This window comes from Clostridium tertium, assembly GCF_902652255.1.
Lineage (GTDB): Bacteria > Bacillota > Clostridia > Clostridiales > Clostridiaceae > Clostridium > Clostridium tertium_A.
In genome coordinates, this window is sequence record NZ_CACRTO010000020.1 from 206,168 (window position 1) to 230,651 (window position 24,484).

The 24,484-nt window shown below is 26.9% G+C and carries 22 protein-coding genes and 2 pseudogenes; 21 read left to right on the forward strand and 3 right to left on the reverse strand.

The genetic code is table 11. The features are described from left to right. Nucleotides 1–163: 163 nt before the first annotated feature. The 8 genes from GPX08_RS09925 (at nucleotide 164) to GPX08_RS09960 (ending at nucleotide 7,295) form a co-directional block, all read left to right on the forward strand. Complete coding sequence (locus GPX08_RS09925; RefSeq protein WP_156626656.1) at nucleotides 164–919, forward strand: hypothetical protein; 756 nt, start codon at nucleotides 164–166, stop codon at nucleotides 917–919. After that, nucleotides 909–1,283, forward strand: a complete 375-nt coding sequence (locus GPX08_RS09930) for a DUF4440 domain-containing protein (RefSeq protein ID WP_156626657.1) — start codon at nucleotides 909–911, stop codon at nucleotides 1,281–1,283. Before GPX08_RS09925 ends, GPX08_RS09930 begins: the two co-directional genes overlap by 11 nt. Nucleotides 1,284–1,307: 24 nt before the next feature. Continuing rightward, a complete protein-coding gene (locus tag GPX08_RS09935) occupies nucleotides 1,308–1,889 on the forward strand; it encodes a hypothetical protein (protein WP_156626658.1) in 582 nt (193 codons plus the stop codon). Between the two features lie 41 nt (nucleotides 1,890–1,930). Next, nucleotides 1,931–2,512, forward strand: coding sequence for a thiamine biosynthesis protein ThiJ (locus GPX08_RS09940; protein WP_156626659.1), 582 nt, complete (start codon nucleotides 1,931–1,933; stop codon nucleotides 2,510–2,512). A gap of 24 nt (nucleotides 2,513–2,536) precedes the next feature. Then, nucleotides 2,537–2,773: a hypothetical protein gene (locus GPX08_RS09945; protein ID WP_156626660.1), complete on the forward strand. Its 237-nt coding sequence runs from the start codon at nucleotides 2,537–2,539 to the stop codon at nucleotides 2,771–2,773. 177 nt (nucleotides 2,774–2,950) lie between these two features. Continuing rightward, on the forward strand, nucleotides 2,951–3,604 hold the full coding sequence (locus GPX08_RS09950; protein ID WP_156626661.1) for a TIGR00266 family protein: 654 nt from the start codon (nucleotides 2,951–2,953) through the stop codon (nucleotides 3,602–3,604). Nucleotides 3,605–3,762: 158 nt separating this feature from the next. After that, nucleotides 3,763–3,915, forward strand: a complete 153-nt coding sequence (locus GPX08_RS09955) for a cytochrome C551 (RefSeq protein ID WP_156626662.1) — start codon at nucleotides 3,763–3,765, stop codon at nucleotides 3,913–3,915. Nucleotides 3,916–4,220: 305 nt separating this feature from the next. Next, the gene (locus tag GPX08_RS09960; protein ID WP_156626663.1) at nucleotides 4,221–7,295 is read left to right on the forward strand and encodes an ATP-dependent helicase; all 3,075 of its coding nucleotides are present in this window, start codon (nucleotides 4,221–4,223) and stop codon (nucleotides 7,293–7,295) included. A gap of 249 nt (nucleotides 7,296–7,544) precedes the next feature. On the opposite strand, the gene plsY is transcribed toward GPX08_RS09960, so the two are convergent. Continuing rightward, nucleotides 7,545–8,135, reverse strand: a complete 591-nt coding sequence (gene plsY / locus GPX08_RS09965; RefSeq protein WP_156626664.1) for a glycerol-3-phosphate 1-O-acyltransferase PlsY — start codon at nucleotides 8,133–8,135, stop codon at nucleotides 7,545–7,547. A 183-nt stretch (nucleotides 8,136–8,318) separates the two neighbouring features. Between plsY and GPX08_RS09970 the strand changes: the two genes are divergently transcribed. From GPX08_RS09970 to GPX08_RS09980, 3 genes are all read left to right on the forward strand, one after another. Beyond that, on the forward strand, nucleotides 8,319–8,933 hold the full coding sequence (locus tag GPX08_RS09970) for a DUF488 family protein (RefSeq protein WP_156626665.1): 615 nt from the start codon (nucleotides 8,319–8,321) through the stop codon (nucleotides 8,931–8,933). Between the two features lie 303 nt (nucleotides 8,934–9,236). Then, nucleotides 9,237–9,773, forward strand: coding sequence for a 2'-5' RNA ligase family protein (locus GPX08_RS09975; RefSeq protein WP_156626666.1), 537 nt, complete (start codon nucleotides 9,237–9,239; stop codon nucleotides 9,771–9,773). Between the two features lie 378 nt (nucleotides 9,774–10,151). Further along, complete coding sequence (locus GPX08_RS09980) at nucleotides 10,152–11,657, forward strand: sodium-dependent transporter (RefSeq protein WP_156626667.1); 1,506 nt, start codon at nucleotides 10,152–10,154, stop codon at nucleotides 11,655–11,657. Nucleotides 11,658–12,057: 400 nt separating this feature from the next. On the opposite strand, the gene GPX08_RS09985 is transcribed toward GPX08_RS09980, so the two are convergent. Further along, on the reverse strand, nucleotides 12,058–13,038 hold the full coding sequence (locus GPX08_RS09985; RefSeq protein ID WP_156626668.1) for a hypothetical protein: 981 nt from the start codon (nucleotides 13,036–13,038) through the stop codon (nucleotides 12,058–12,060). A 184-nt stretch (nucleotides 13,039–13,222) separates the two neighbouring features. Between GPX08_RS09985 and GPX08_RS09990 the strand changes: the two genes are divergently transcribed. From GPX08_RS09990 to GPX08_RS10035, 10 genes and pseudogenes are all read left to right on the forward strand, one after another. Beyond that, nucleotides 13,223–13,597, forward strand: coding sequence for a GntR family transcriptional regulator (locus GPX08_RS09990; RefSeq protein ID WP_156626669.1), 375 nt, complete (start codon nucleotides 13,223–13,225; stop codon nucleotides 13,595–13,597). Nucleotide 13,598: 1 nt separating this feature from the next. Continuing rightward, nucleotides 13,599–14,432 (forward strand): ATP-binding cassette domain-containing protein, encoded by an 834-nt coding sequence (locus tag GPX08_RS09995; RefSeq protein ID WP_156626670.1) that lies wholly within the window; start codon nucleotides 13,599–13,601, stop codon nucleotides 14,430–14,432. Next, nucleotides 14,432–15,139, forward strand: a complete 708-nt coding sequence (locus tag GPX08_RS10000) for a hypothetical protein (protein ID WP_156626671.1) — start codon at nucleotides 14,432–14,434, stop codon at nucleotides 15,137–15,139. Before GPX08_RS09995 ends, GPX08_RS10000 begins: the two co-directional genes overlap by 1 nt. Nucleotides 15,140–15,150: 11 nt before the next feature. Next, the gene (locus tag GPX08_RS10005) at nucleotides 15,151–15,720 is read left to right on the forward strand and encodes a hypothetical protein (protein WP_156626672.1); all 570 of its coding nucleotides are present in this window, start codon (nucleotides 15,151–15,153) and stop codon (nucleotides 15,718–15,720) included. Nucleotides 15,721–16,399: 679 nt separating this feature from the next. Continuing rightward, nucleotides 16,400–18,355, forward strand: coding sequence for a serine protein kinase (locus GPX08_RS10010; protein ID WP_156626673.1), 1,956 nt, complete (start codon nucleotides 16,400–16,402; stop codon nucleotides 18,353–18,355). A gap of 4 nt (nucleotides 18,356–18,359) precedes the next feature. Then, nucleotides 18,360–19,535, forward strand: coding sequence for a sporulation protein YhbH (gene yhbH / locus GPX08_RS10015; protein ID WP_156626674.1), 1,176 nt, complete (start codon nucleotides 18,360–18,362; stop codon nucleotides 19,533–19,535). 2 nt (nucleotides 19,536–19,537) lie between these two features. Further along, the gene (locus GPX08_RS10020; RefSeq protein WP_156626675.1) at nucleotides 19,538–20,908 is read left to right on the forward strand and encodes a stage V sporulation protein R; all 1,371 of its coding nucleotides are present in this window, start codon (nucleotides 19,538–19,540) and stop codon (nucleotides 20,906–20,908) included. A 172-nt stretch (nucleotides 20,909–21,080) separates the two neighbouring features. Beyond that, nucleotides 21,081–21,242, forward strand: a pseudogene (locus tag GPX08_RS10025) (phenazine biosynthesis protein); the annotation flags it as partial. A 636-nt stretch (nucleotides 21,243–21,878) separates the two neighbouring features. Continuing rightward, nucleotides 21,879–22,202, forward strand: coding sequence for a PadR family transcriptional regulator (locus GPX08_RS10030; protein WP_156626676.1), 324 nt, complete (start codon nucleotides 21,879–21,881; stop codon nucleotides 22,200–22,202). Then, nucleotides 22,202–23,122 carry a hypothetical protein gene (locus tag GPX08_RS10035; RefSeq protein ID WP_156626677.1) on the forward strand — a complete coding sequence of 307 codons (921 nt, stop codon included), beginning with the start codon at nucleotides 22,202–22,204 and terminating at the stop codon, nucleotides 23,120–23,122. Before GPX08_RS10030 ends, GPX08_RS10035 begins: the two co-directional genes overlap by 1 nt. Before the next feature lie 1,027 nt (nucleotides 23,123–24,149). On the opposite strand, the pseudogene GPX08_RS10040 reads toward GPX08_RS10035, so the two are convergent. Continuing rightward, a pseudogene (locus GPX08_RS10040) lies at nucleotides 24,150–24,392 on the reverse strand (SAM-dependent methyltransferase); the annotation flags it as partial. Nucleotides 24,393–24,484: the final 92 nt, after the last annotated feature.

A 24,484-nucleotide genomic window follows, 5' to 3' on the forward strand; every position in this document is an offset into this window, starting at 1 on the left:
ACTTACTTTATTAATTTTCAATAGCAAAATTTGTTCGAAATAGAGCCTTAATATTAAAGCAAGTCCCAAAAGACTCATATATTGTTAGTAATGGTAGTGAAACTTATTTTAAGAAAAATTATTATTAATTCTGACAAGCATTATATAAAGGGGATAATATAAGATGTTTAAGCTAGATCATTTTGTAGTAAATATTAATGGAAGTTATCAGAAGGATAAGGATGAAATAAAGAAGATAACTGAAGCAGGTTTCCCATATGAACCATCATGGGGGAAGGGAACAAAAGGCTTTAAGGCTTCTAACTTATGGATAGGAAATGAATATTTTGAAATGATAAATATAATAAGAGCTGATGGCGGAGGATGGAAAGAAGATTGGGTTGAATTATACAATAAAGGTCATAGAGGATTAGTTTGCTTAATGTTAGATGTAGAAGATATAGATAAGATTTATAAATCATTAACTAACAAATATATTGAAGTAACTAAGCCAGAATATTTAAAATTTAAATGGTTTTTTAATTTACTTACAAGGACCATGCCTTGGAGAAATAGTTATATAAACTTCTTTGAAGGAATTCCTATGCAAATTGGACTTCAACAAATGAAAGATGAAAAGTCTCTTGACTTTATGAATCAATATATGGTTCCTAACAGTAGTGATAATGAGATTTTAGGAATAAGTAAAGTTATTATAAGAGGAACATTAACTAGTAAAGATATTAGTCTTATTGAAGGAGTATTCGAAGATTTAATAATTAACAGAAAGCCTTTAACTATAGAATTAAATCAGGGACAGACTATTGTTTTTGAAGAAAATGAAGACTATTCAGTTGAAATGTTTACTAAATGTAAAAATGAGAATTACATTAATAAAATTATAAAAATAGAAAATATTACTGTGAGGAATGAGAATTAAAGGAGAGTACGTTTTGTTGGAAAAAACAATATTAAACTTAGAAAAGCAATTATTAGATCCTGTAGTTAGAAAAACACCTGAGAAGTTAAGAGAGTTTTTATCTGAGGACTTTATTGAATTTTGTAGTTCAGGGACAATTTATAGATATAATCCTAATGATACTTTTTTTGAAGAGAATGTATCATTTAAGATTATGAATTTTACTTGTGCTGAACTAACTGAAGGATATGCTTTAGCGACATATAAAGTAGATAAAATATACGAGAAGGAAAACACTATTAAGAGCTCGATTCGTAGTTCAATATGGAAATTAATCGATTCTAAATGGAAGATGATTTTTCATCAAGGGACCTTAATAAAATAATGAAGAATTTATGGGAGATACGTTATGAGAAAAATGAAATTTACTCCGCCAACTAATTATTATAATGAAGAAATTAAGGAAATAGATGAGAAAATTTGTGAGTTAATAAATAAACGTAAGATTGTTTCAGAGAATAAGCCTGGATTTCCTAAGCTTGAATATATTTCTAAATGGGCAGAAAAATATAACATTTATAATGATTTATTAACTTCATTATTTGGGTCACTTTATTATGAAGATAAATTTAAGTCTTTAATTGAACCAGAAGAATTTAGAAAAAATATTTCAATTTTAAAGTCTGTTGAGAAGGACAATAAGATTTTATCAGTAACTAGTATGCAACAATATAATAATGCTAGTGCCATTAATGTAAGCATCGAATGGGATTATAATGGTGAGGATGAACTTATAAATATGAATTTTGATTTACATATATCAGAAAAATATAGTTGCAGAATGGATAGTGGATCAGGTGCAAATGGACATAGATATCATCGATTTATAGTAATACCTGCATTATCTGATGACGTTACTGGTATAGAACTTACATTTAAAGAGATGAACTTAGAAACTAAAGAAGAAAATGATATTATTTTAAAACTTTAAGCATAAGAGTTAGAACCACTGATTATAAGGAGGGAGAACTATTGGGTAAAGTATTAATATTTATTTTCGAAGGAATGACTGATTATGAAATTACATTTATTTCTCATATTTTATCTGCAGATGCAGGAAAAGAGATAATTACCATTGCTTATGAAGATAAAATTATAAAAGGTCGATCAGGAATATTATATAAACCATCAAAATTAGTTAATGATGTTTTAGAGGAAGAGGTAGATGGTCTTATAATAACAGGCGGATGGTATGGGGAAATTAGAGGAGAATTAATTAGCTTAATAAATAATTTATATAATAAAGGAAAATTAGTAAGTGGTATATGTGGTGCTGGAACTGTATTTTTAGCTAAGGCTGGAGTTTTGAAAGATGTAAAATATACTACTCCAGTGAATGAGTGGACAAGTGATCATAAAAAAGTTTTTGGAGAAGAAGATCCATTCCCAAGAGAAAATTATATTTCTAAGAGAGTATTTAGAGATGAAAATGTAATTACTGCACAAGGCATAGCATTTATAGATTTTACAGTAGAAATTTGTGATTGGTTTGGATTATTTAATGATAATAATGAAAAGAATGAATTTCATAAAAATATAACTGGACATATTTAATTTAGATTAGAAGATGGTGAATGTTTGAAAGAAATCCAAGATAGAAATGTTAGAGCATTACATAAGATTATTACTGAGAATGATAATGAAAATATAGTTATAGGAACTCATGGAACTGCTTTAAGTACAATAATTAATTATTATGATAATACTTTTAATTATGAGTCCTTTAATAAGATAAAGAATATAATGCCTTTTATAGCTTGTATAAAGTTTGAGGGAACTAATGCTACTAGCATAGAATTTATATTTGATTTCTAAATTAATAATAATAGTAATATTAATAGATATTGGATTATACTATGTTTAAGAAATATAATAAATAATACTAAATGGCAGCAAAGACTATAAATTTAAATATTAAGGGAATATATAAAAGTTTAAGTAAAAAAAGATAAGTTATTATCTTTTAAATAAATTTAGAAGGGGAGAATAATAATGGAGAAAAAATTTGAGTTATTATGTAGTGACAGTAATAAAGTGCTAAAAATTAATGCAACTAGGGGAGAAGAGTATACAGTAGAATCTGGAGCTATGGTTTCTATGACCCCAGTATTTGATGTAAAGGCTAAAACAGGAGGACTCGGAAAAACTTTAGGAAGAATGTTTTCTGGTGAAGGATTATTTATTCAAAAATTTAAAGCTAAAGATGATGGAGAACTACTTTTAGCACCACAGTTTTTAGGGGATATTCAATTAATAGAAATGGATGGAAGTATCTCTTATAGACTTGGTAGATCAACATTTTTAGCATCTACTCAGGGGATAGAGGTAAGCACAAAATCAGGTGGAATAGGTGGAATGTTCTCTGGAGAAGGATTAATCCAGATGCAAGCTTCAGGAGTAGGTACTTTAATTATTAGTTCCTATGGAGCAATAATGAAAAAAGAACTTCAACCAGGAGAAAACTACATAGTAGATAGTAACCATATGGTGCTTTGGGATAGTAGCATGAAATATAGTGTGGAATTTATGTCTGGAGTACTTAGCTCAATAGCTGGAGGCGAAGGACTTGTATGTAAATTCCAAGGACCAGGAGAACTTTGGATACAAAGTAGAAATCCTGCTACATTAGTACAAACACCCAAATAATTAATAAAATAAGAAAAAAGTATTGCAATTAATTATTTAATATGGTATTATTAAGAAATAGCGAAAAGCTAACAAAAAATAGGTTTCATTTAGGTAAATAATTTCTCTTAAATTAGAGGTTATTATCAATTTAAAATCTTTAATTTTAGGAGGAAGTTATGACAGATAAGACTATAACATGCAGAGATTGCGGAAACGAATTCGTATTTACAGTAGGAGAGCAAGAATTCTATAAGGAAAAGGGATTCGATAATGAGCCAACAAGATGTGTATCTTGTAGAAGAGCTAGAAAAGAACAACAAAGAAGATAGTTTAAGAGAGTTAAGAGTTTTAAGTATATCTTAAAACTCTTTTTTAATTTTAAACAAGGTATGTCTAGTAATGAAAGAGGAAAATAAAGTGAAGTAATATATATCTTTATAATAACTATATTAATAAAGAGAAAGGTTTTGAGTAGTATCCTTTTAAAAGCTACTTTCCATAATTAAAAAGAAAAAGTCAGTACCCAGATAATTAGTTTGGGTACTTTTTTTATTTCCAAATTTTTTGGCTTCTGGGTGCTTAGAGAAAAAGATAGTGATATAATATTAATTACTCTTTATAAAGGAGGGATAAAATGATTTTAAGAAATATGATAAATTCTCTTTTAAAGCTTTCATCGAGCATTTCTAAAAATAATGGAGAAAGCTTATTTAAAAAGGGATTAGTTAATAAAATTACAAGTAAAAAGATAGAAGATACATATCATATATATGGAAGAATTATAGAAGTTAACTCATCTGGAAGTAATTTAGATAGAAAAGTTGAATATAGTACTCACATAAAATTTAATTTAAAGAATGAAGTTAAAGAAGTTAAATGTACATGTAGTCAGTATGAAGAAAATAGTAAAGAAATAAGAAACTATGCATGTAGTCATATAGTTGCTACTATGTATAAGTTTTACTATGAAGTTATTAATAAAGCAAAAAATAAAGTAGATAAAAATAATTTAGTTAAGGGACAGGAAGCTAATACTACAGGAAACCTGAGAAAAAACTTAAATCTTGATATAAAGTTAAAGCAAGTTAAAGTAAATAATAAAAATGAATTTTATATTGAATTAAGATCTGGAATGGAAAAAACTATTGCAGTTGAATCATTATGTAAATTCTTATTGGACTCATTTAATAATTTTAGTGAAGAAGATAGCTTAATAATAGAATTATTGAAAGATAAACTTAAAAAAGATAGTACAAGAATTATTGATGGAAGAAGCTTTAAACTTTATGATAATGAGCTTAAAGAACTTTTACTATTAATTGATAATAAAAAAGAAATTAGCTTAAACTATGATTATATGAATTATAATTCTAAAATTCACAAAGAAGACATCCCTCTAATTTTTACAATAAAGAAAAAAGGTGAAACTATAATAGTAAAGCCTCAGAAGAAAACTATCATACCTTTAGATTCTAGTAAATCCATATGGATTTATGATAAGAAAATATATATACCATCAGAAAAACAATTAAAATATTATAAAAGTATTTATGAAAAACTAAAGGAAAAGGACAGTTTATTTTATAAAAGTACAGATGAAAATCTTAAAAAGATATTATTTATTTTAGGTGAAGCTTCAAAAAATATAATTATAGATGAAAGTATAAAAGATGAAATAAATAAAGTTAATACACCAAAGTTTTATATAGATAAAGAAGGAGCTAATATTATTTGTACTTTAAAAATAGAATATATTAATAACTTAGAAGGAATTAAGGATGTAAAAAATATAGATAAATTAGAAATGGCTCTTGAAAAATATAGGTTTATAAAGAAGGATAATAAATTTATATTTATAGGTAATGAAGAAGATAATTATAATCTTTTAAAGGAAGGTCTAGAATATTTAAATAAAGTAGGAAGAGTTATATTATCTAAAGATTTTAAAGATATAGGTCTTATTGATTATAAGAGTATTGTAAGTAAGATTAGAGAATATGATGGCAGATATTATTTTGAGTATAAAATAGAAGGCTTAGAATATGAAGAAATTCCAGATGCCATAAGAGAAATGAAAATGGGAAGTCCTTTTTATAAAACTAAGAAAGATAGATTATTAGATTTAAAGGATGGAAGAGTAAATGAATTTTTAAGCACAATAGAAGAGTTAAATCTCTTCAAAGATGTGTATAAAGAGGAAATATATGTGGATAAATTTAATTTACTGCATTTGGAAAATAAGATAAATAATAAAAAACTTCCTTTTATATCTGGAAAAGAAAAAGTAAATATTTTATTAGAAAAGTTGAAAAATAAAAATGAGGAATATAGTCTTCCGGATAATTTAAATGCTAATCTTAGAGAATATCAAAAAATAGGATATAACTGGCTTAGATCTATTGAGGATTTAGGTTTTGGAGGAATACTTGCAGATGATATGGGACTAGGAAAAACTATTCAAACTATAACCTTATTATTATCTAAAGTAGGAAAAAGAAGTTTAGTAATTACGCCAACATCAGTTTTATATAATTGGGAAAGTGAATTTAAGAAGTTTGCACCTAGCTTAAAGGTTGGAATTATTCATGGTAGTCTTAAGGAAAGAAGTAGCCTTTTAGATGATTATAATAATTATGATGTTTTATTAACTACATATGGGACTTTAAGGAGAGACTTACCTTTATATGAAGATAAGAGTTTTGATTTTTGTATAATTGATGAAGGACAAAATATTAAAAATAAATCCTCAAAGATTTCAGAAGCTGTTAAATCTATAAGAGCTAATACTAAAATAGCTTTAACTGGAACACCCATAGAAAATAATTTATTAGAATTATGGTCAATTTTTGATTTTATAATGCCTATGTATTTATTTTCAGATGAGAAATTTAAAGAAAAGTTTGTAAAGGGTAGTGATGAAGATTTAATAGAACTAAAGGAGCTTATTTCACCATTTATCTTAAGAAGGCTAAAAGAAGATGTATTAGAGGAATTGCCTGAAAAAATAGAAAAAGAATATATAATTCCAATGGCAACTAAACAAAGACAAGTTTATAATTCTTCAATGAAGGAAATAAAAATTAAGCTTAAGGAAAATAGGGATAATAAGGTATTAATATTATCATATCTTACAAAGCTTAGACAATTGTGTTTAGATCCTTCATTATTAATTGAAGATTTTAAAGAAGAAAGTTCAAAAATAAAGTCTATAGAAGAAATAGTTAATGAAGCTTTAGTAGCTAATAAGAAAACTATTATATTTTCACAGTTTACTTCAGCCTTAAGTAAAATAGGAAATAAACTAAGAGAGGATAATATAGAATATTTATATTTAGATGGAAGTGTAAAGGCAAAAGAAAGATTAAAACTTGCTAAGGAATTTAATGAAGGAAGTACAAATGTATTTCTAATTTCATTAAAGGCAGGTGGAGTAGGGCTTAATTTAACAGGAGCAAATGTAGTTGTACATTTTGATCCATGGTGGAACCCAGCAGTAGAAGAGCAAGCTACAGATAGAGCCTATAGAATAGGTCAAAAGAATGTTGTAGAAGTTATAAAGTTAATTTCAAAGGATACTATTGAAGAAAAAATTATAAAACTTCAAGAAGAAAAGAAAGAGTTAATAAGTAAGGTTATAGATGGAGACATCTTAAAAGGAGATAAATTAAATTCAATTACTGAAGAGGAATTATTAAATCTTTTTAGTTAATTAATATAGAGTTGAATAATATGGGTATCCCAATTATTCAATTGAGAAATTAATAGAGCTGTTAAAACACTATAAGTTAAACATTATATTAAATATATAAAGGGCTGTTACTAAAACAGCCCAATTAAAAATTAAGAATTATTTATTTAATTCTTCTAAAAGTACGAAAATGAATTACTTTTTAAAACCCTAAGGGAGTTTTTTTATTAAATTTTCATTGTTCATTCTAAATTATACATTGTGCAACTGTTATTTTTCTGTTCCATTAATTAATCGCTTTATATTAGCTCTATGTCTCCAGAAGCAAAGAACAGCTGTTATAAATGTTGATACAACTAAGTATTTATCATATCCTAAAAGCCAAGTAGAAACACATAAAACTACAGCTGCAGTTAATGATCTAATGGAAACTATTTTTGTGAAAAGTTTTAGACCAAAGAAGACTATAGCTGTAACTATAAAAGCTTTAGGTACTATAAACATAAATGCAGCAGCAGAAGTTGCAACTCCTTTACCACCTTTGAATTTTAAGAATATAGTATAGTTATGACCTAATATAGCAGCTAATGCAACTAATCCTAAACTTAAGCTTTTATTAGTTGTTAATATATTATTAGCTAATAGAAATTGTGTTAAAAGTACTGGTAATATAGCTTTTAACATATCTAATATAGCTGTTATTTTTCCAATTTTTTTACCGGCTACTCTCCCGACATTTGTAGCACCTATGTTTCCACTTCCATAATCTCTTACATCTTTATTTAACTTTTTCTTAACTATAAGGTATCCGCAAGGTATAGACCCCATAATATAACTAAAAATAATTAATAATGCTAACATAATACACTCCTATAAAACTCTAAATCTTAATAAAAATAAAATAATGTAATATTATATATCTATTAAATAATATTATTTTAGATTTAGAAAATATTCAAGTGAAACTTAATATTATAGATTGAAAACAAGAATTTATAACAAAAAATAAACTAATATTATATTAAAGGTGAGAAAGGTAAAGTTATGTTTGATATATATACAATAGGTCACTCAAATTATTCTATGGAAAAATTAATAGAGATGTTAAGGTATTATAATATTAATACTGTTGTAGATATTAGAGGAACTCCTTACTCTAAATATAATGTTCAATTTGATAAAGAAAGAATTCAATATACTTTAACAAAGGAAGGGTTTATATATATTTATATGGCAAAGGAACTTGCAGCAAAGAGAATAAATAAAGTCTCTTATAACGCTGAAGGTTATTCTGATTTTGAAAAAGTAGTAGAAGAAGAGGATTTTAAAAGAGGTATAGAAAGATTAAAAGATGGATGTAATAAGGGATATAGAATTGCATTGCTCGGAGCTATGCAAGATCCAATAAGATGTCATAGAAGTATTTTAGTTGGTAGACCACTTAAGAAAGCTGGATTTAATGTTATGCATATATTAGATGATTTAAGTATTAAAGAGCAAGATTATATAGATGAAAGATTATTAGATAAATATTTTCCAGATAGGAATCAGTTAACTATAGATGCCTTGTTAGGTAATGAAATGACTAGAGAAGAAATGATTGAAGAGGGATATAGAAGAGCTAATAAAGAAATAGGATATAGAATTGAAAATTTATAGTAAAGTGCGAGCATTTCATTAATGTTAAAAACCTCTCGAATAAATTAGTTTTGAGGATGGAAGAGCCTACTAATGGAAGAAATTCAGGCTAGATGAATTTCAGAAATTAGTATTGAGTCCATGTACTAAGTGAAAATACAACTTTACTAAGAACTTCTAAATTTTCGGAATATAGTTATTTCATATATTAAATTTATCTTTATTAGTTATTGAGGTTTAGATGATGAAGGAATTATAGAATTAAGTATGTTTTTCAAGGGAAAATTTAAATAATTAAAATGAAAGCATAAAGGAGGAGAGGTATTGAGATATGTAATAGTATGTGTAGTAAAAGGTGAAGGTGGAAGATTTAATAACGAAATGAGAAAAGATATATTCAAAAAGTTTAATGCTAAGTCCTCTAAGCTTCCGGCACATTTTACTATTAAATCACCTTTTGAATATGAAGGAAGCATAAGAGAGTTAGAGGAAGCCTTATATAAGTTTAGTAGAGAGGAAGAAAAATCAAAGTTTATTATGGATAAATATAATCATTTTGATGATAGAGTAATATATATGGATGTTAGTATGTCAAAAGAAGGTAAGGAAGTTCATGATAGGCTAATAGATTTATTAAGTAAATTTGATTATATTCACTTTAATAAAAAAGATGGAAAAGGTAAGATTTTTCATGTTACATTAACATCTAAAAAAGTTCCACCAATCTTTGATAAGCTTTGGAAATATGTCAATCAATATACATTTAACTTTAATTGTTATTTTGATAATATAAGTATTTTTAAGTGGGAAGATAGTACGTGGAAACTTCATAGAGAATTTAAATTTGCAAGTAAAAATTAAAACTAAGTTTAAAGCTAAGTTTAAAGCTAAGTTTAAAGCTAAGGTTTAGAATAGTCTATTTAGATTAAAATTAAATGTATTATTTTAATCTTTAAAAAATAAATACAGAGAAATATTAATAATAAACATATTGTTAAAAATTAGTATCTAAATTTGATAGATGCTAATTTTTTGCTATTTATAAGAAGAAAAATTAATGGATTAATAATAAATTAATTAATAAAATATATTATAAATAAATAAAATCACTAAACTATAATATTTTATCAAATAATAATTGATTTTATTGATACTTTGATATATTATATATTTAATATTTGATATAGATTATGAAACATCAAAAGAAAAATGATGCAGATTTACAAGGGGGTAAATTCTATGGAAGAAAGTAGAGAGCAATGGGGATCGAAAATTGGATTTATTATAGCTGCTGTAGGTTCAGCAGTAGGACTAGGGAATATTTGGAGATTTCCTTACGTAGCGTACACTAATGGTGGAGGTGCTTTTTTAATACCATATTTCTTTGCTATTTTTACAGCAGGAATACCACTATTAATATTAGAATATGGATTAGGACATAAGTTTAAAGGCTCTACACCTTTAGCTATTGCAAAGGTTAAAAAGAAATGGGAATGGATAGGTTGGTGGCCTACTATAAATGCATTTATTATTTTAACTTACTATTCAATGATTTTAAGTTGGGCAGCAAATTATTTATGGCTTAGTTTTAATAAGGGATGGGGAAGTGATTCTAATCAGTTTTTCCATGCAGATTTTATAAAATTATCTTCATCTCCATTTGAATTTGGAGGATTTGTAACACCAGTATTAATAGGAATATTAGTGGTTTGGGCAATAAATTGGTTTATTTGTTATAAAGGAGTTAAGAAAGGTATAGAGAAGGCTAATAAGTTTCTTTTACCAACTCTAGTTATAATTATGATAATTATTGCTGTTAGAGCAGTAAATTTAGAAGGCGCATCTATTGGATTAAACACATTATTTACGCCAGATTGGTCAAAGGTTTCTGATCCTAAGGTTTGGATAGCAGCTTATGGACAAGTTTTCTTCTCATTAAGCTTAGCAATGGGAATTATGATAACTTATTCTAGTTATCTGCCAAAGAAAACTGATATAAATAATAGTGCATTTATGACTGCATTTGCAAATTGTGGATTTGAATTCTTATCAGCTATTGCGGTATTTTCAATTTTAGGATTTATGGCAAATTTAAAGGGAGTTCCAATGAGTGAGGTAGTTTCTAGCGGTGTTGGACTTGCCTTTGTAGTTTTCCCAGCTGTATTTAGTGAGATGGGAGCAGTAGGAACTTTCTTAGGAGTATTATTCTTCCTTTGCTTATTATTTGCAGGAGTGACTTCTTCAGTATCATTAATAGAAGCGGTTTCAGCACCTTTTATAGATAAGTTTGGATGGGCTAGAAATAAGGTAGTTGCAGTTATTTGTATAATTGGAATAGTAATTGGAAGTCTTTATTCAACAGGGGCAGGATTATACTTACTAGATATTATAGACAACTTTATAAATAACTATGGAATAGTAGTTGTTGGATTATTAGAAGTTGTATTAATTGGCTGGATTTCAAATGCTGATATAATAAGAAAGCATACTAATGAAATATCTTACTTTAAAATAGGTAAGTGGTGGAATATATGTGTGAAATTCGTAACTCCAGCAATACTAATATTTATGTTAGTACAAAGTGTATTAAACGAAATAAAAACACCATATGGAGGATATCCACTATCAGCATTATTTGCTTATGGATGGAGTATAATAGGATTTGGAATAATCCTTGCATTAATAATTAGTAAGAAAAAGTGGAAAAAAGACAATTTATTTGATGATAACTCATTAGAAGTATAAAGTGATAAAGTCTAATTAATGAGGTCAAATTAATATAGAATCAGATCACTAAAGGAGGGGTGAAAATGACAGGAATTTCATTAGTTTTTTTCGCAATGGGGGCAATTGTTCTATGGGGTGGACTAGTTACAACCCTTGGAATAACAATATATAACGAGAAAAAAGAATCTGTGTAAAATAAAAAAATTAGCATATGTTATCTTCCTTGTTCCGTCGCAAGCTCCAAGTCACCAGAAGACAACATATTGCTAATTTTTTTATTTCTATTTCATGCCTACTAAAGGAGGAAACTCAAGCGGAGCATTGAGTTTCTATAATTTAATATAGCATAAGTTATCTTATCGTTCCGTCGCAGGCTCCAAGTCGCTTAAAGATAACACGGCACTAATTTTTTTATTTATTATACCCAAGGAGAGATAACTTTTTCTTCTGATATTCTAAATTCTATTTGTCTAGTTATTTCTCTTGGTAGCTTAAAGTCTTTTAGTTTTTTATGGAATTCTTCTGAGAAGTTTTTAACAGCTTTTCCTATATTCTTAGTTGAATTATTAAACACCTCTATTGGTGTGAAAATTCTTGAGTCATCTCTATACTCATCTAATATATCTAATGTATTTTCAGCAGCTTCATTCGCGCATTTATTAAAATCATCAATTAATGCTTCACTAAATTTCTCAGGGTATTTTATTTCTAGAATTATTCTATAGCTAGTATTTCTATATAATTTAGTAGGAATTTTTAGTGTTAACTCTTGATCTTCTACTTCACCAATATAACTAGTTATATATTCATTTCTTTCCTCAGGAATATCAATGTTTTTTAGAATTCTTACATAAGTATTTTTCACATTATTTATACTATATTCTTTTTTACTGAATAAAAGATTATTGTTATGTGTAATAGTGTTATCTTCTGAAGAATCTTCTCTTAATTCATCAGTATCTAAAATAGTACTTGAGTTTCTAAAGCATACAAAAGAATCTATTTGTCTTAAATCTAAGCCGAAGAATACCCAATTGTTTCTAAACCAACGCAAACCTGAAATGCTTCGTCTATCTACATTTAATAGGAATGCCCAGTAGTTTCTACCCCTTCTTTCCCAAATATAAGTGAATTTAAAAAGACAAAAGCTTATAGAACCTGGACTTACAGCTTTAGCTTGAGGACCACCTTGTGAAAAACTTTTAACACCAGGGCTACTTTTGGTTGGCGTAAAATTTGGAGGAGGTCCTATATTTAAATTACTTCCACCAGGAACATTAGGAAATTTCCCAGGGAATACTGGGGGCTGTCCTGGGAAGTTTGGAATACGGCCTTCACTAGGGGCTCTAAAATCATTGATATCTGGATTGTTGATTGAATCATCATCATTGTAATTCATTTAAAATCTCCTATATAATATTTTATTATTATTATAAGTTTAAATAAGTATATTGTTACAGTTATTGGATTTGTTAAGAGTGTATGAAAGATATTTTTGTAATTGGTTGACAAATGATATCAATGCTGTATATAGTATACATATACAGTATTAACAGAAATCACAGTTATAGTGAGGTGGAAATATGAAAATATTAATAAGTAATTCCTCGAAGTTTCCTATTTATGAGCAGATAGTAAATTCAATAAAAGAAGGTATTATTAATGGGAGTTTAGAGCCTAATGAAAAACTTCCTTCTATAAGGTCTTTAGCAAAAGATTTAAATATCAGCGTTATTACTACAAAAAGGGCTTATGATGAGCTTGAAGCGCAAGGGTTTATAGAAACAGTAGGGGGAAAGGGATGCTATGTTTCTTATTATAATAAGGAGCTAGTATATGAAGAAAAACTAAAGGAAATTGAAGAAAAGCTAGAGGAAGTTCTAAGTATATCTAGGTCTATTAAACTAAAGAAAAATGATATTAAAAATATGATAGATTTGCTTTATGAAGGAGATTAGTATGATTGAGATTGAGAATTTAAGTAAAACTAGAGGGGAATTTAATCTTGAAGATATTTCTTTTGATTTAAAAGAAGGATTTATTATGGGATTAATTGGACCAAATGGATCAGGTAAGACAACACTAATAAAACTTTTAGTAGGCCTATTAAAGCCAGATAAGGGAGATATAAAAATTTTTGATAAAAATATTTTTGAAGATGAGATTTTTGTAAAAGATAAAATTGGCTTTGTTTTTGATAATTTTAATTTTTATCAACATTTAAATATTAAGGATTATAAGAAAATACTTCAAGGAGCTTATTCTAAGTTTGATGAAAGTAAATTTAATAGATATATTGATAGTTTTGGAATTAGTAAGAAAAGTTATATAGGTAACTTATCTAAAGGGGAAGGTATTAAGGTTATGTTAGCGGGTGCATTATCCCATGAAGCAAAATTAATAATCTTAGATGAACCTACAGCAGGACTTGATCCAATAGTAAGAAAAGATATACTTAAACTGCTTCAAGAAGTTATAGAAGATGGAGATAAAAGCATAATTATTTCTACTCATATTACATCAGATTTAGATGGAATTGCAGATTATATTACTTTTATTAATAAAGGCAAGCTAGTATTTACAGAAGATATGGAGTCTATAAAAGAAAAATATAGAATCTTTAGAGGATCAAAAGAAGAACTTGATAATAGTAATTTAGATTTTATATCTTATAAGAAAAATAAGTATTATGAAGAAGGTTTATTTATTAATGAGAATAACTTTGATTCTGAAAATATAAGCATTCCAAGTCTTGAAGATATAATGTACCACTATATAAGGGGGGAGAAATAATGGTTCAATTAATAAAAAAGGATTTATTAGTGTCATTAAAAATTAAATCCTTAAAAACAGTTATATTAACATTTGTAGTAGGATTATTTTTATTAAATGCTTTTTCTTTTATTTTTCCAACAATTTTACCAATAATATTTACTTATATGATAGTCATGAATAGTTTTTATTATGATAGTTTAAACAATAGTGAAAGTTATATGCTGAGTCTTCCAAATAAAAGAGAAGATGTAGTTTATTCAAAATATATATTGGTGCTGTTAATATTATTTTTATCGAATATACTAATGTATCTATTCTATGGAGCAAATGTTTTGAATTCAGTTAGGTCTATGGTCCTACAAGATGTAATTGTAAGTAGTTTAACTATATTATTTAGTTTTTCAATAATACTACCTATTACATTTAAATACAGATATAAAGTATCTAGAATAATAGCACCTTTTATTACTATTGCTATTGGATATTTAAGTCATAGTAGCAGTACTATTAATAAGTTTATTGAAAATGGGACAGAAACTATTTTAATAAGTTTATCTAGAAAAATAGGTGTTATAATTTATAGAATATTTAATTTCAAATATTATGATTATAAGATTTTATCATTAAATATATACATTATATTATTATTTATAATAGCAGTATTTATATTCTTAGTTTCAATTTATATATCTTTAAAAATATATGAAAAAAGAGATATAGGATAGGAGGTTAGAATATGAATAAAAAGTTTATATCTATATGTTTAAGTATTTTTACTATAAGTTTAATTTTTATAATAGGATTTAAATTTATTTTAGGTGATAAAATTTTATATAATGATTCAATGAATTATGATGAGGGTAAGCCAATAATAAAATATACTGGATTTGAAGAAGATGAAAATATTTATAAGATAAAAGTAAGTATAAAAAATAATAGTAAATATTATGCTAGTTTTATTGATATTAACCTACAGTTTTCAAGCGAATCTGGGTATATTGGAAATGCCAATCCTATTTTTAAGGGATATGATAATAAGATAAGAGAGTCTTTGAAAACTTATGATGAAGGAAGAGAAGTAGTAGGTTCATTTTTAGATCCTGAGGAAGAGAGGGAATATATATTTGAAATTTCCAAGGGATTAAGCTTTAATAAGGAAACTTTTGATACAAGTAGTATTTCGATATCATATGATGTTAGATATTTTAAGTATAGACTTAATGAAACAACTGTATTTTCTAGTGCCATTACTAGAACTGGAACAGAATTTATAGAGAATGCCTTAGAACCATTTACAATAGACTAATAAAGTAAAAAAGTAGAGTGCAATTATATACGCACTCTACTTTTATAAGGTTTTATATCATAAAGTATAAGCAAAGTCTAAGATTTATTTTTTATCATAAATTTCTTCATAAGCCTTTTGTTCATCATCCATATTCTTAACGATTTCTTTTGATTTTTCTCTTCTACACTTCTTACTAAGCATACATGCTAGTCCGTCCATATACAACACCCCTTTATGTTTAATTCTCTTAAACTCATTATACTACATTATAATCAAATTATCAATAAAAGTTACTAATTAATAATAGTTATTAATTTATCAATATTGATAATTAATAAATTATCAAAGTTTAATTTTTATAAAACCTTTATTTATATTGTTACCATAAATGGTTTGTTTTATTAAGAATATATTATGGAATTATAAATTATATAAAAATTAACAAAGAAATATTTTAAATAAACTTTAGAAAAGAGTTATATATATTAGAAGAAAATTTGTGAGCTACCTTAGTATGGCTCTATTTTAATTTTAATTTTTTAAAAGGGCTGTTGAAAAAACAACCCTTTTATATTTATGACTTTAAAATTTTATTTTTAGTGGCACTTTAGTTTATTAAGTTGCATATCTATAGAAAACAAAAGGAAATATTTTACAGTAACTTTGTAATATATTTTGTCATATATAAAGTAGGAGAATGAATATATTTTATAAAAAGGAGGGGTGTCATTTGGATTTTAAGGAATTTATAAAAAGCGATAGAGAAAGCAGGAATAAGGAAAAATTTGAAGGAACTTTTTTAGATTATTTAGAAATAGTAAAGGGAAACCCAGATATAGCTAAGCTTTCACATAAACGAATTTATGATATGGTAGTTAGTAAGGGTGTAGAAGTACTAAAGGGTGAAGAAAACCCTAAGGTTAAAAAGATATATGGCAATGATTCTATAAGAAAATATGATTTCTTTAAGGATGACTTCTTTGGTATTGATAAAGTAATAATGAAGCTCGTTAACTATTTCCACTCAGCATCTATGAATGGTGAAGAGGCAAGGCAAGTTTTATATTTAGTTGGACCAGTTGGAGCAGGTAAGTCTTCTTTAGTTGAGTCTTTAAAGAAAGCTTTAGTTCAATGTGAGCCTATATATTCAATTAAAGGGTGCCCAATGCATGAGGAGCCACTACATTTAATACCTAACCACTTAAGACCTGAATTTGAAAAATTATTAGGAGTTAAAATAGAGGGAGATTTATGCCCTGTATGTAAGTACAAATTATTAAATGAGCATAATGGGGAGTATGAAAACTTCGAAGTAGAAAGAAAAGGATTCTCTATAAGATCAAGAAAGGGAATAGGAGTTGTACCACCTGTTGATCCTAATAATCAGGATACATCAATATTAACAGGTTCTATTGATATTTCTAAGATGGATATGTATCCAGAAGATGATCCAAGAATATTCTCATTAAATGGAGCATTTAATGTAGGTAATAGAGGTTTAGTTGAATTTATTGAAGTATTTAAAAATGATGTTGAATATCTTCATACTATAATTACTGCCACTCAAGAAAAATCTGTTCCTTCACCAGGTAAAGGTTCAATGATTTATTTTGATGGACTTATAATAGCTCACTCTAATGAAGCTGAATGGAATAAGTTTAAATCAGATCATACTAACGAAGCTATTTTAGATAGAATAGTTAAAATTGAGGTTCCATATTGCTTAGAATTAGATGAAGAAGTTAAGATTTATGAGAAAATATTAAAGAAGAGTAACTTCAATGCTCATATTGCACCTCATACTATTGAAGTTGCAGCTATGTTTGCAATTCTTTCAAGATTAGCAGCATCAGCTAAGGTTGACCCTATAACTAAGCTTAAGATTTATAATGGTGAAGATATAGTTGAAAAGGGTGGAACTAAGAGGATTGATATTAGTGAGCTTAGAGAAGAAGCTGGTTCTTATGAAGGTATGAAGGGAATTAGTACAAGATTTATAATTAAGGCTATAGATAATGCTTTATCAAGTTCAGAGCATAATTGTATTAATCCTTTAAGTATAATGGAAAGTATAGTTAGGTCAGTTAAAGAGTTAGATATTGCACAAGAAGATAAGAAGAAGTATTTAGGGTTTATCCAAGATACTATTAGAAAAGAATATAATAAGATTTTAGAAAAGGAAATTACAAAGGCCTTTATACATTCATTTAGAGAACAAGCTGAAAGTCTATTTGATAATTATATAGATAATGCAGAGGCTTTTGTTAATAAGAGTAAAATTAAAGATTTATCAACTGGTGAAGAATTAAATCCTGATGAAGAATTTATGAGAAGTATAGAAGAACAAATTGGAGTATCAGAAAATTCCTGCAAGGGCTTTAGAGCAGATGTTACTTCTTATATGTTCTATTTAGTTAGAAATGGTAGCAAAATAGCTTATAATTCTTATGAACCTTTAAAGGAAGCAATAGAAAAGAAACTTATGGCATCTGTAAAAGATCTTTCTAGGATAATAACTAAGTCTAGAGTTAGAGATACTGAGCAAGCAGAAAAGTATAATTCCATGGTTGAGGAAATGCAAAATAACGGGTATTGCTTACATTGCTGTGATGTAATACTTAAGTATGCAGCTAACAACTTATGGAAGGATTGATAAAATGGCAATCTTTAGAGACAATGCAGACAATCCTCTAGAACATGATAGATCTATAGAAGATAGAAGGCGTCATAGGCAATTAGTTGAAAAATCTATAAAAGAAAATTTAGGTGATATATTATCAGAAGAAAGTATAATAGGTGAAACTAAGAATAAGAAGTTTAAAATACCTATTAGAGGAATTAAAGAATATCAATTTATATTTGGAAAAAATAATAAAGGTGTTGCTACTGGTACTGGTGAGGAAAAAAGAGGGGATAAGCTTTCTGATGGAAGCCAGAGTCAAGGGCAACAAGGAAATAAAGGGGCTGGAAACAGCCCTGGTGAAGATGTATATGAAACCGAGATAACTTTAGATGAACTTATGGATTATATAGTTGAGGATTTAGAGTTACCTAATTTAGATAAGAAAAAGTATTCAGAGATAATAACTGAAAGCGCTGCAAGAAAAAGGGGATATCAAAGATATGGTATTAATCCAAGACTTGCAAAGAAAAGGACAGTTCAGGCTAAGATTTCTAGAAAACAAGGTAAAAAGAGGGCTTTAATTGAAGCTGGCTTAGATGATAATATTGAAAGATTTCCATTTAGAGAAGATGACATTAGGTATTATAAAGTTAAGAAGAAGCCTAAAAAGGAAAGCAATGCAGTTATGATATTTATCATGGACGTTTCAGGGTCTATGGATAGTAGTAAAAAATATCTAGCTAGGTCTTTATTCTATGTTTTATCTAGGTTTATAAGTAGAAAATATAATAATATAGCTTTTGAATTTATATCCCATACTACAGTTGCAAAAGTAGTTAATGAGTTTGAATTTTTCCATAAGGCTGAATCGGGAGGAACTTATATTTCTAGTGGAATTAACACAGCTTTAAAGCTTGTTGAAGAAAAGTATCCACCAACAATGTGGAATATTTATCCTATTTACGCAAGTGATGGGGATAACTGGAGCGAAGATAATGAAAGAGCTGTCAATTCAGTGAAAAAATTATGTGAAATCAGTAATATGTTTGGATATGCAGAGCTGTTACCTTCAACTTACTCTACCACTATGTATTATAGGTTCAATAGAGAAGTGCCTTGCAAGAACTTTACTTCAGTGATAGTAAAGGAAAAAAAGGATTTGTGGGACGCATTAAAAGTTATGCTATCTAAAGAGCTTAAGGAGGAATAGACATGGAATACAATCTTAGGACTTTAGAAAATTGGAATGAAATTATTGAAGAAAAAGCAAAAGAGTTTGGGCTTAATTTTTATCCACAAGAGTTTGAGGTTATAGGTTTTAATGAAATGCTAGGCTATGAAGCTTATGTAGGTATTCCATCTAAATATCCTCATTGGAGTTATGGTAAGGCATATGATAAAAATAAAACTTTATACTCATTAAATATGACAGGATTACCTTATGAAATGGTAATAAACACAGATCCTTGCCTTGCTTATTTAATGAGAGAAAATACATTGCTTTTGCAAGTATTAACTATGGCCCATGTATATGGACATAATGATTTCTTTGCTAATAATAGAATGTTTACTGAAGGAACTAATGCTAAAGCAGCTCTTGAGATGTTTAAACTAGATGCGGAGATAATTAGAGGGTATATTAACAATCCCAATATAGGATATGAAAGAGTTGAGAAAATATTAGATGCAGCCCATGCAATAAGATATCAAATTCCAAGAGTAGTTGGAATTAAAGAAATAAGCAATGAAGAAGTTAGAGATAGTTTAGTAAAAGATTATTATACTAAAAAGGAAAGTAGAGGGCTTTTAGATGGGGAAGATACTACCCCATTTCCAGAGGTAAATAAAATCCCAATTGAACCAGTAGATGATGTTATAGGTTTTATTATAAAATATAGTTCTCTAGAGGGATGGGAGAAAAATATATTAAGAATAGTAAAGAGAGAAACTCAATATTTTATACCTCAAATAGAAACTAAGACAATGAATGAAGGATGGGCAAGCTTCTGGCATTATAATATATTAAAATCACTTGATTTAGAAAGTGGTCTTCACTTTGAATTCTTAAAGAGGCATAATGATGTTGTTGCACCAATGGTTGGTGGATTAAATCCTTATTATGTAGGATTTAAGGTTTTTGAAGATATTGATAAAAGATATGGAAGAGAAAAAATCTTTGAAGTAAGAAGAACAGAAAGAGATAGTTCCTTCCTAAGAAAATATTTAACTAAAGAACTTTGTGAGGAATTAAATTTATTTCAATATGCCAAGAAGAGTTTTGAGTATGAAATCAAGGAAGTATCAGATGATGAAGGTTGGAGAGAAATAAGAAATTATTTAGCTGATACTTGTGGAGTAGCCTCTATTCCTTACATTAGAGTAATAGACTTAAATAGAAGAGACTTAACATTAACCTTAGAACATTACTATGATGGAAGAGAACTTGAATTATCATATGCAAAAGAAACTTTAAAATATGTATTTGATCTTTGGGGATATAAAGTAAAACTCATAACAAAAACTAGAGATGGAAAGAATATAGAACTTGTCTGCAACGAGGATCGAAATATTTTTATTAATTAATACTAACAAAACTTTATACATATTATGCTGAGTCTCAGTCGCAAGCTACAATTCGACTTATGCATAAGTATGTATAAAGTTTTTTGTTGTATATGAATATTAATAAGTGAAGATACTATGCGACCTCGTAAGCTACAATTCGACGACTCAGATTATATGAAGGTAGTTCATTTATTGGGCTGAAAGTTTGAATAAGAGTAAAATGGTAGCTGCACAGCTTTCTAAACGTGGTGGAATTATTCAGTGTGAATTGTTAAATGATAAGAAAGTAAAAATATCAGGAAAGGCTACTTTATTTTTAAAAGGAAATATAATGGCTGATTTTAGATATTAAATTTAAATATAACTAAAGTACTTCAGTAGTTTAGTTACTATAGATTTCCTGTTTTTTAGAATTGTAGAAATAAGTATAATATAAGGTGCTGTCGCACAATAAAAAATTAAGAATGAATAATGAAAAATTAATGAAAAAACTCCTTAAGGAGTTTTTAAAAGAAGTTAATTTTAGTAATTCTGTAAGAATTACATCAATAATTCTTCATTTTTAATTTTTAATTCTTAATTTGGGCTGTTTGTGCGACAGCCCCTTTTAAGTTGTAATATATTAAGTGTGTTAATTTAAAGCCTAAATTATCTTTACATACAAATTGAAATTTATAGTGTATTTTAATAAATAACTCCTAATTCTTAATTAATTAGTTTTGACGCACTAAGCTTTTCTTATGATAGTATATGAAATTTATAGAGAGTAAACATACAATTTTTATAATTAGAGAGATATATTTATAAAATCATTTTTGCTTTTTTTAATCATTTATTACGGTTATAAAATGCCGATATATAATTTGATATTTATTTAAGTTTATGAAAAATTAATTTTTAATTTAGAAAAAACTTTACAGGAAGATTACATCGTGTTACTATGTATATAGTGATACGATGTATATTTGTTTTTATAAGGGGTGACTTTATGGATAAAGAAATAATGAAGGGAAGTATAGACATATTAATACTTTCAATTATTAATACAAAGGATACCTATGGATATGAAATAGCTAAAGAAATTAAAGAGAAGAGCGATTTTTCATATAGTATGGGAGAAGGAACTTTATATCCTGCTTTAAAACGTTTAGAAGAAAAAGAGCTTATTAAATCCTATTGGCAATCAGCTAATTTGGTTGGAAAAAGAAAATATTATAAAATTACTGATTTAGGGAAGTTAACACTTAAAGATAAGTTGCAACAATGGGGGCAAATTACAAATTTAATTAATATTCTTGGAGGTGAAGTATAATGGATAGACTTAATGATTTTATTAATGATTTATTAAGTGAAAGAGGAATAACTAAAGATGACAAGGAAGATTTAAGAATTGAGTTATTAGATCATATAATGTTACTAAAACAAGAATATATAGAAGAGGGATATGATGAGAAGGAAGCTATTAAGTTAGCCTTAAAGAATTTTGGAGATATAAATGAAATTGGGAATGGCATAAAAAGGACTTTACCATCACGTAATAAGTATAATAATTTTTCGAAATTAGAAATATTAAAAACTGTTTTATTTATGTTAGTTGGTTATTTTATTACTTTCTTCTATATGGTAAGTATTGGTGAAATGAATTTCGAAAGTTTTTTGAATTATATAATATTATCATCTATACCAATCATAATTGGATTTGTATATATAAATTTAAAGTTAACTATCAAAATCAAGAGAGTTAAAAATTTACTTATTTCTCTAACTGTTTTCTTTTTATGTGAAAAAGTATTGATGTTATTGATTTATGGAGTTGGTTATGGAGTTTATTCAAATAGAGCTGTTAATTTCATTGATTTGTTAGATTTCAAATTTATCGTTACATTTTTAATAATAGGATTAATTTCTATTGTTCTTACCAATTTTATATCTGACAAAGTGGCGTCAAAAATTAGAAATCCATATAATGCAAAGATAACAAGCAACTTATTATGGATCTTATCTGTAGCTTTAATGCTATTGTATTATTTATTCCCCAATAGATGGTATTTATTATACCGTTTTGTAGAAAGTATTATAAATAATGAAGTTGTCTATGTAAGTAAAAATATACTATTTTTGACTATAAATCATGAAATAGCTTTACCTAATATAGGGTTAATAATATTTATTATTATGGGAGTAAAACTCTTAAAACAAATAAATAAAAAAGGTATAGAAAGTTTATTTTAATTTTATAGTAAGTGATCATCTTTTCTAACTTCAAAGATATAGGTTTAATTACAAACTCATATTACTTATAGAATAAATCGCAAAAAAATAGTAGCCCCAAGTCTAATTGGGTAGCTACTATTTTTATTACTAAATATTCTTATACATTTTAATAGCTAGATTTATATCTATTCTAATTGTATTTCTTCAGAAGAAACAAATCCTTACTTTTCCCAAAAAACCAAGTACATTTTTTTCATAATCATATACAAGAGCTATTCTAATTCTTTTAGAATTCTTAGTTCTAAATAATTTCTTTAACTGATTATATATAATTCTACCTAATTCATTTCCTTTTAACTTAGCATCAATCATTAATAAAGATAAATAGACTTCATCTCCAATTTTAAAATCACATATACCAACTATATTACCTTTATTGTTTTTTTTATAACTAAAGAACTGAGCCCAATATTCTTCATTTCTTAGATTTCACTAATTATAAAGTTTTTAGAAAGCTTTGAAATACCCAGATGATTTTCTAAAAAGTTTTATTAGAATTATAAATATCTGGAATTTTAGGAATATCATTTTTCTCTACTGTATCAATTATGAAATTATCTATTTTTAATTTCCTACAATAGTATTTTAATTCTTTTGTAAAAAGACTATCCCGTAACATCTAAAATAAGGATACTCCATTTATTTCTTATGTACATATTATTCCTAAATGCACTTTGTAAAAGTTATGATATTTAAAAATGAGTTCTGAATCATCACTTTTGGTATGATTCTAAAGTAATATTTAGAATTCGTTGTAGTATGGCTACGGTGGTTGAATGTTTTCTGCCTTGGGTTATTTGATTATTTTCATTTAAACTTCTAGAATTTGAATTTAACATAGGTATTAAGTATTTCAAACTATCTTTTAAAACAAATGAAAACAGCACTCCATCCAACCAAGAAGAAGTGCTGTTTATATTTTTTTGTAAACTAAACTACAGTGAAATTTGCAACTTATCTATCTAAGAGTTTAATATCAATATAATTATTTTTGTTTTTTAGAAACTATTATATATCTGTGTTCAATACTTTCTACATAGCCTTTAATATTTATATCTTCATTTAGCTTACATAGTTCCTCAAAACAGTTTTCTACAGAGAAATTAGGGAATTCCCATTCAATAATTTTAGCAAAATAAACTATTACTCCAATATCTTTAAAACGTAAGAAAGGAAAATATTCATTAGCATATAAAACTTCAAATTGGTTATTTTTTAATTTTTTCATTCTTTCATTAATAAAATGCTTCGCATTTTACTACAATGGTTCACAACTAATAATATTGTTGCATAATGTATAAGTGTATAAATTTATAGGAG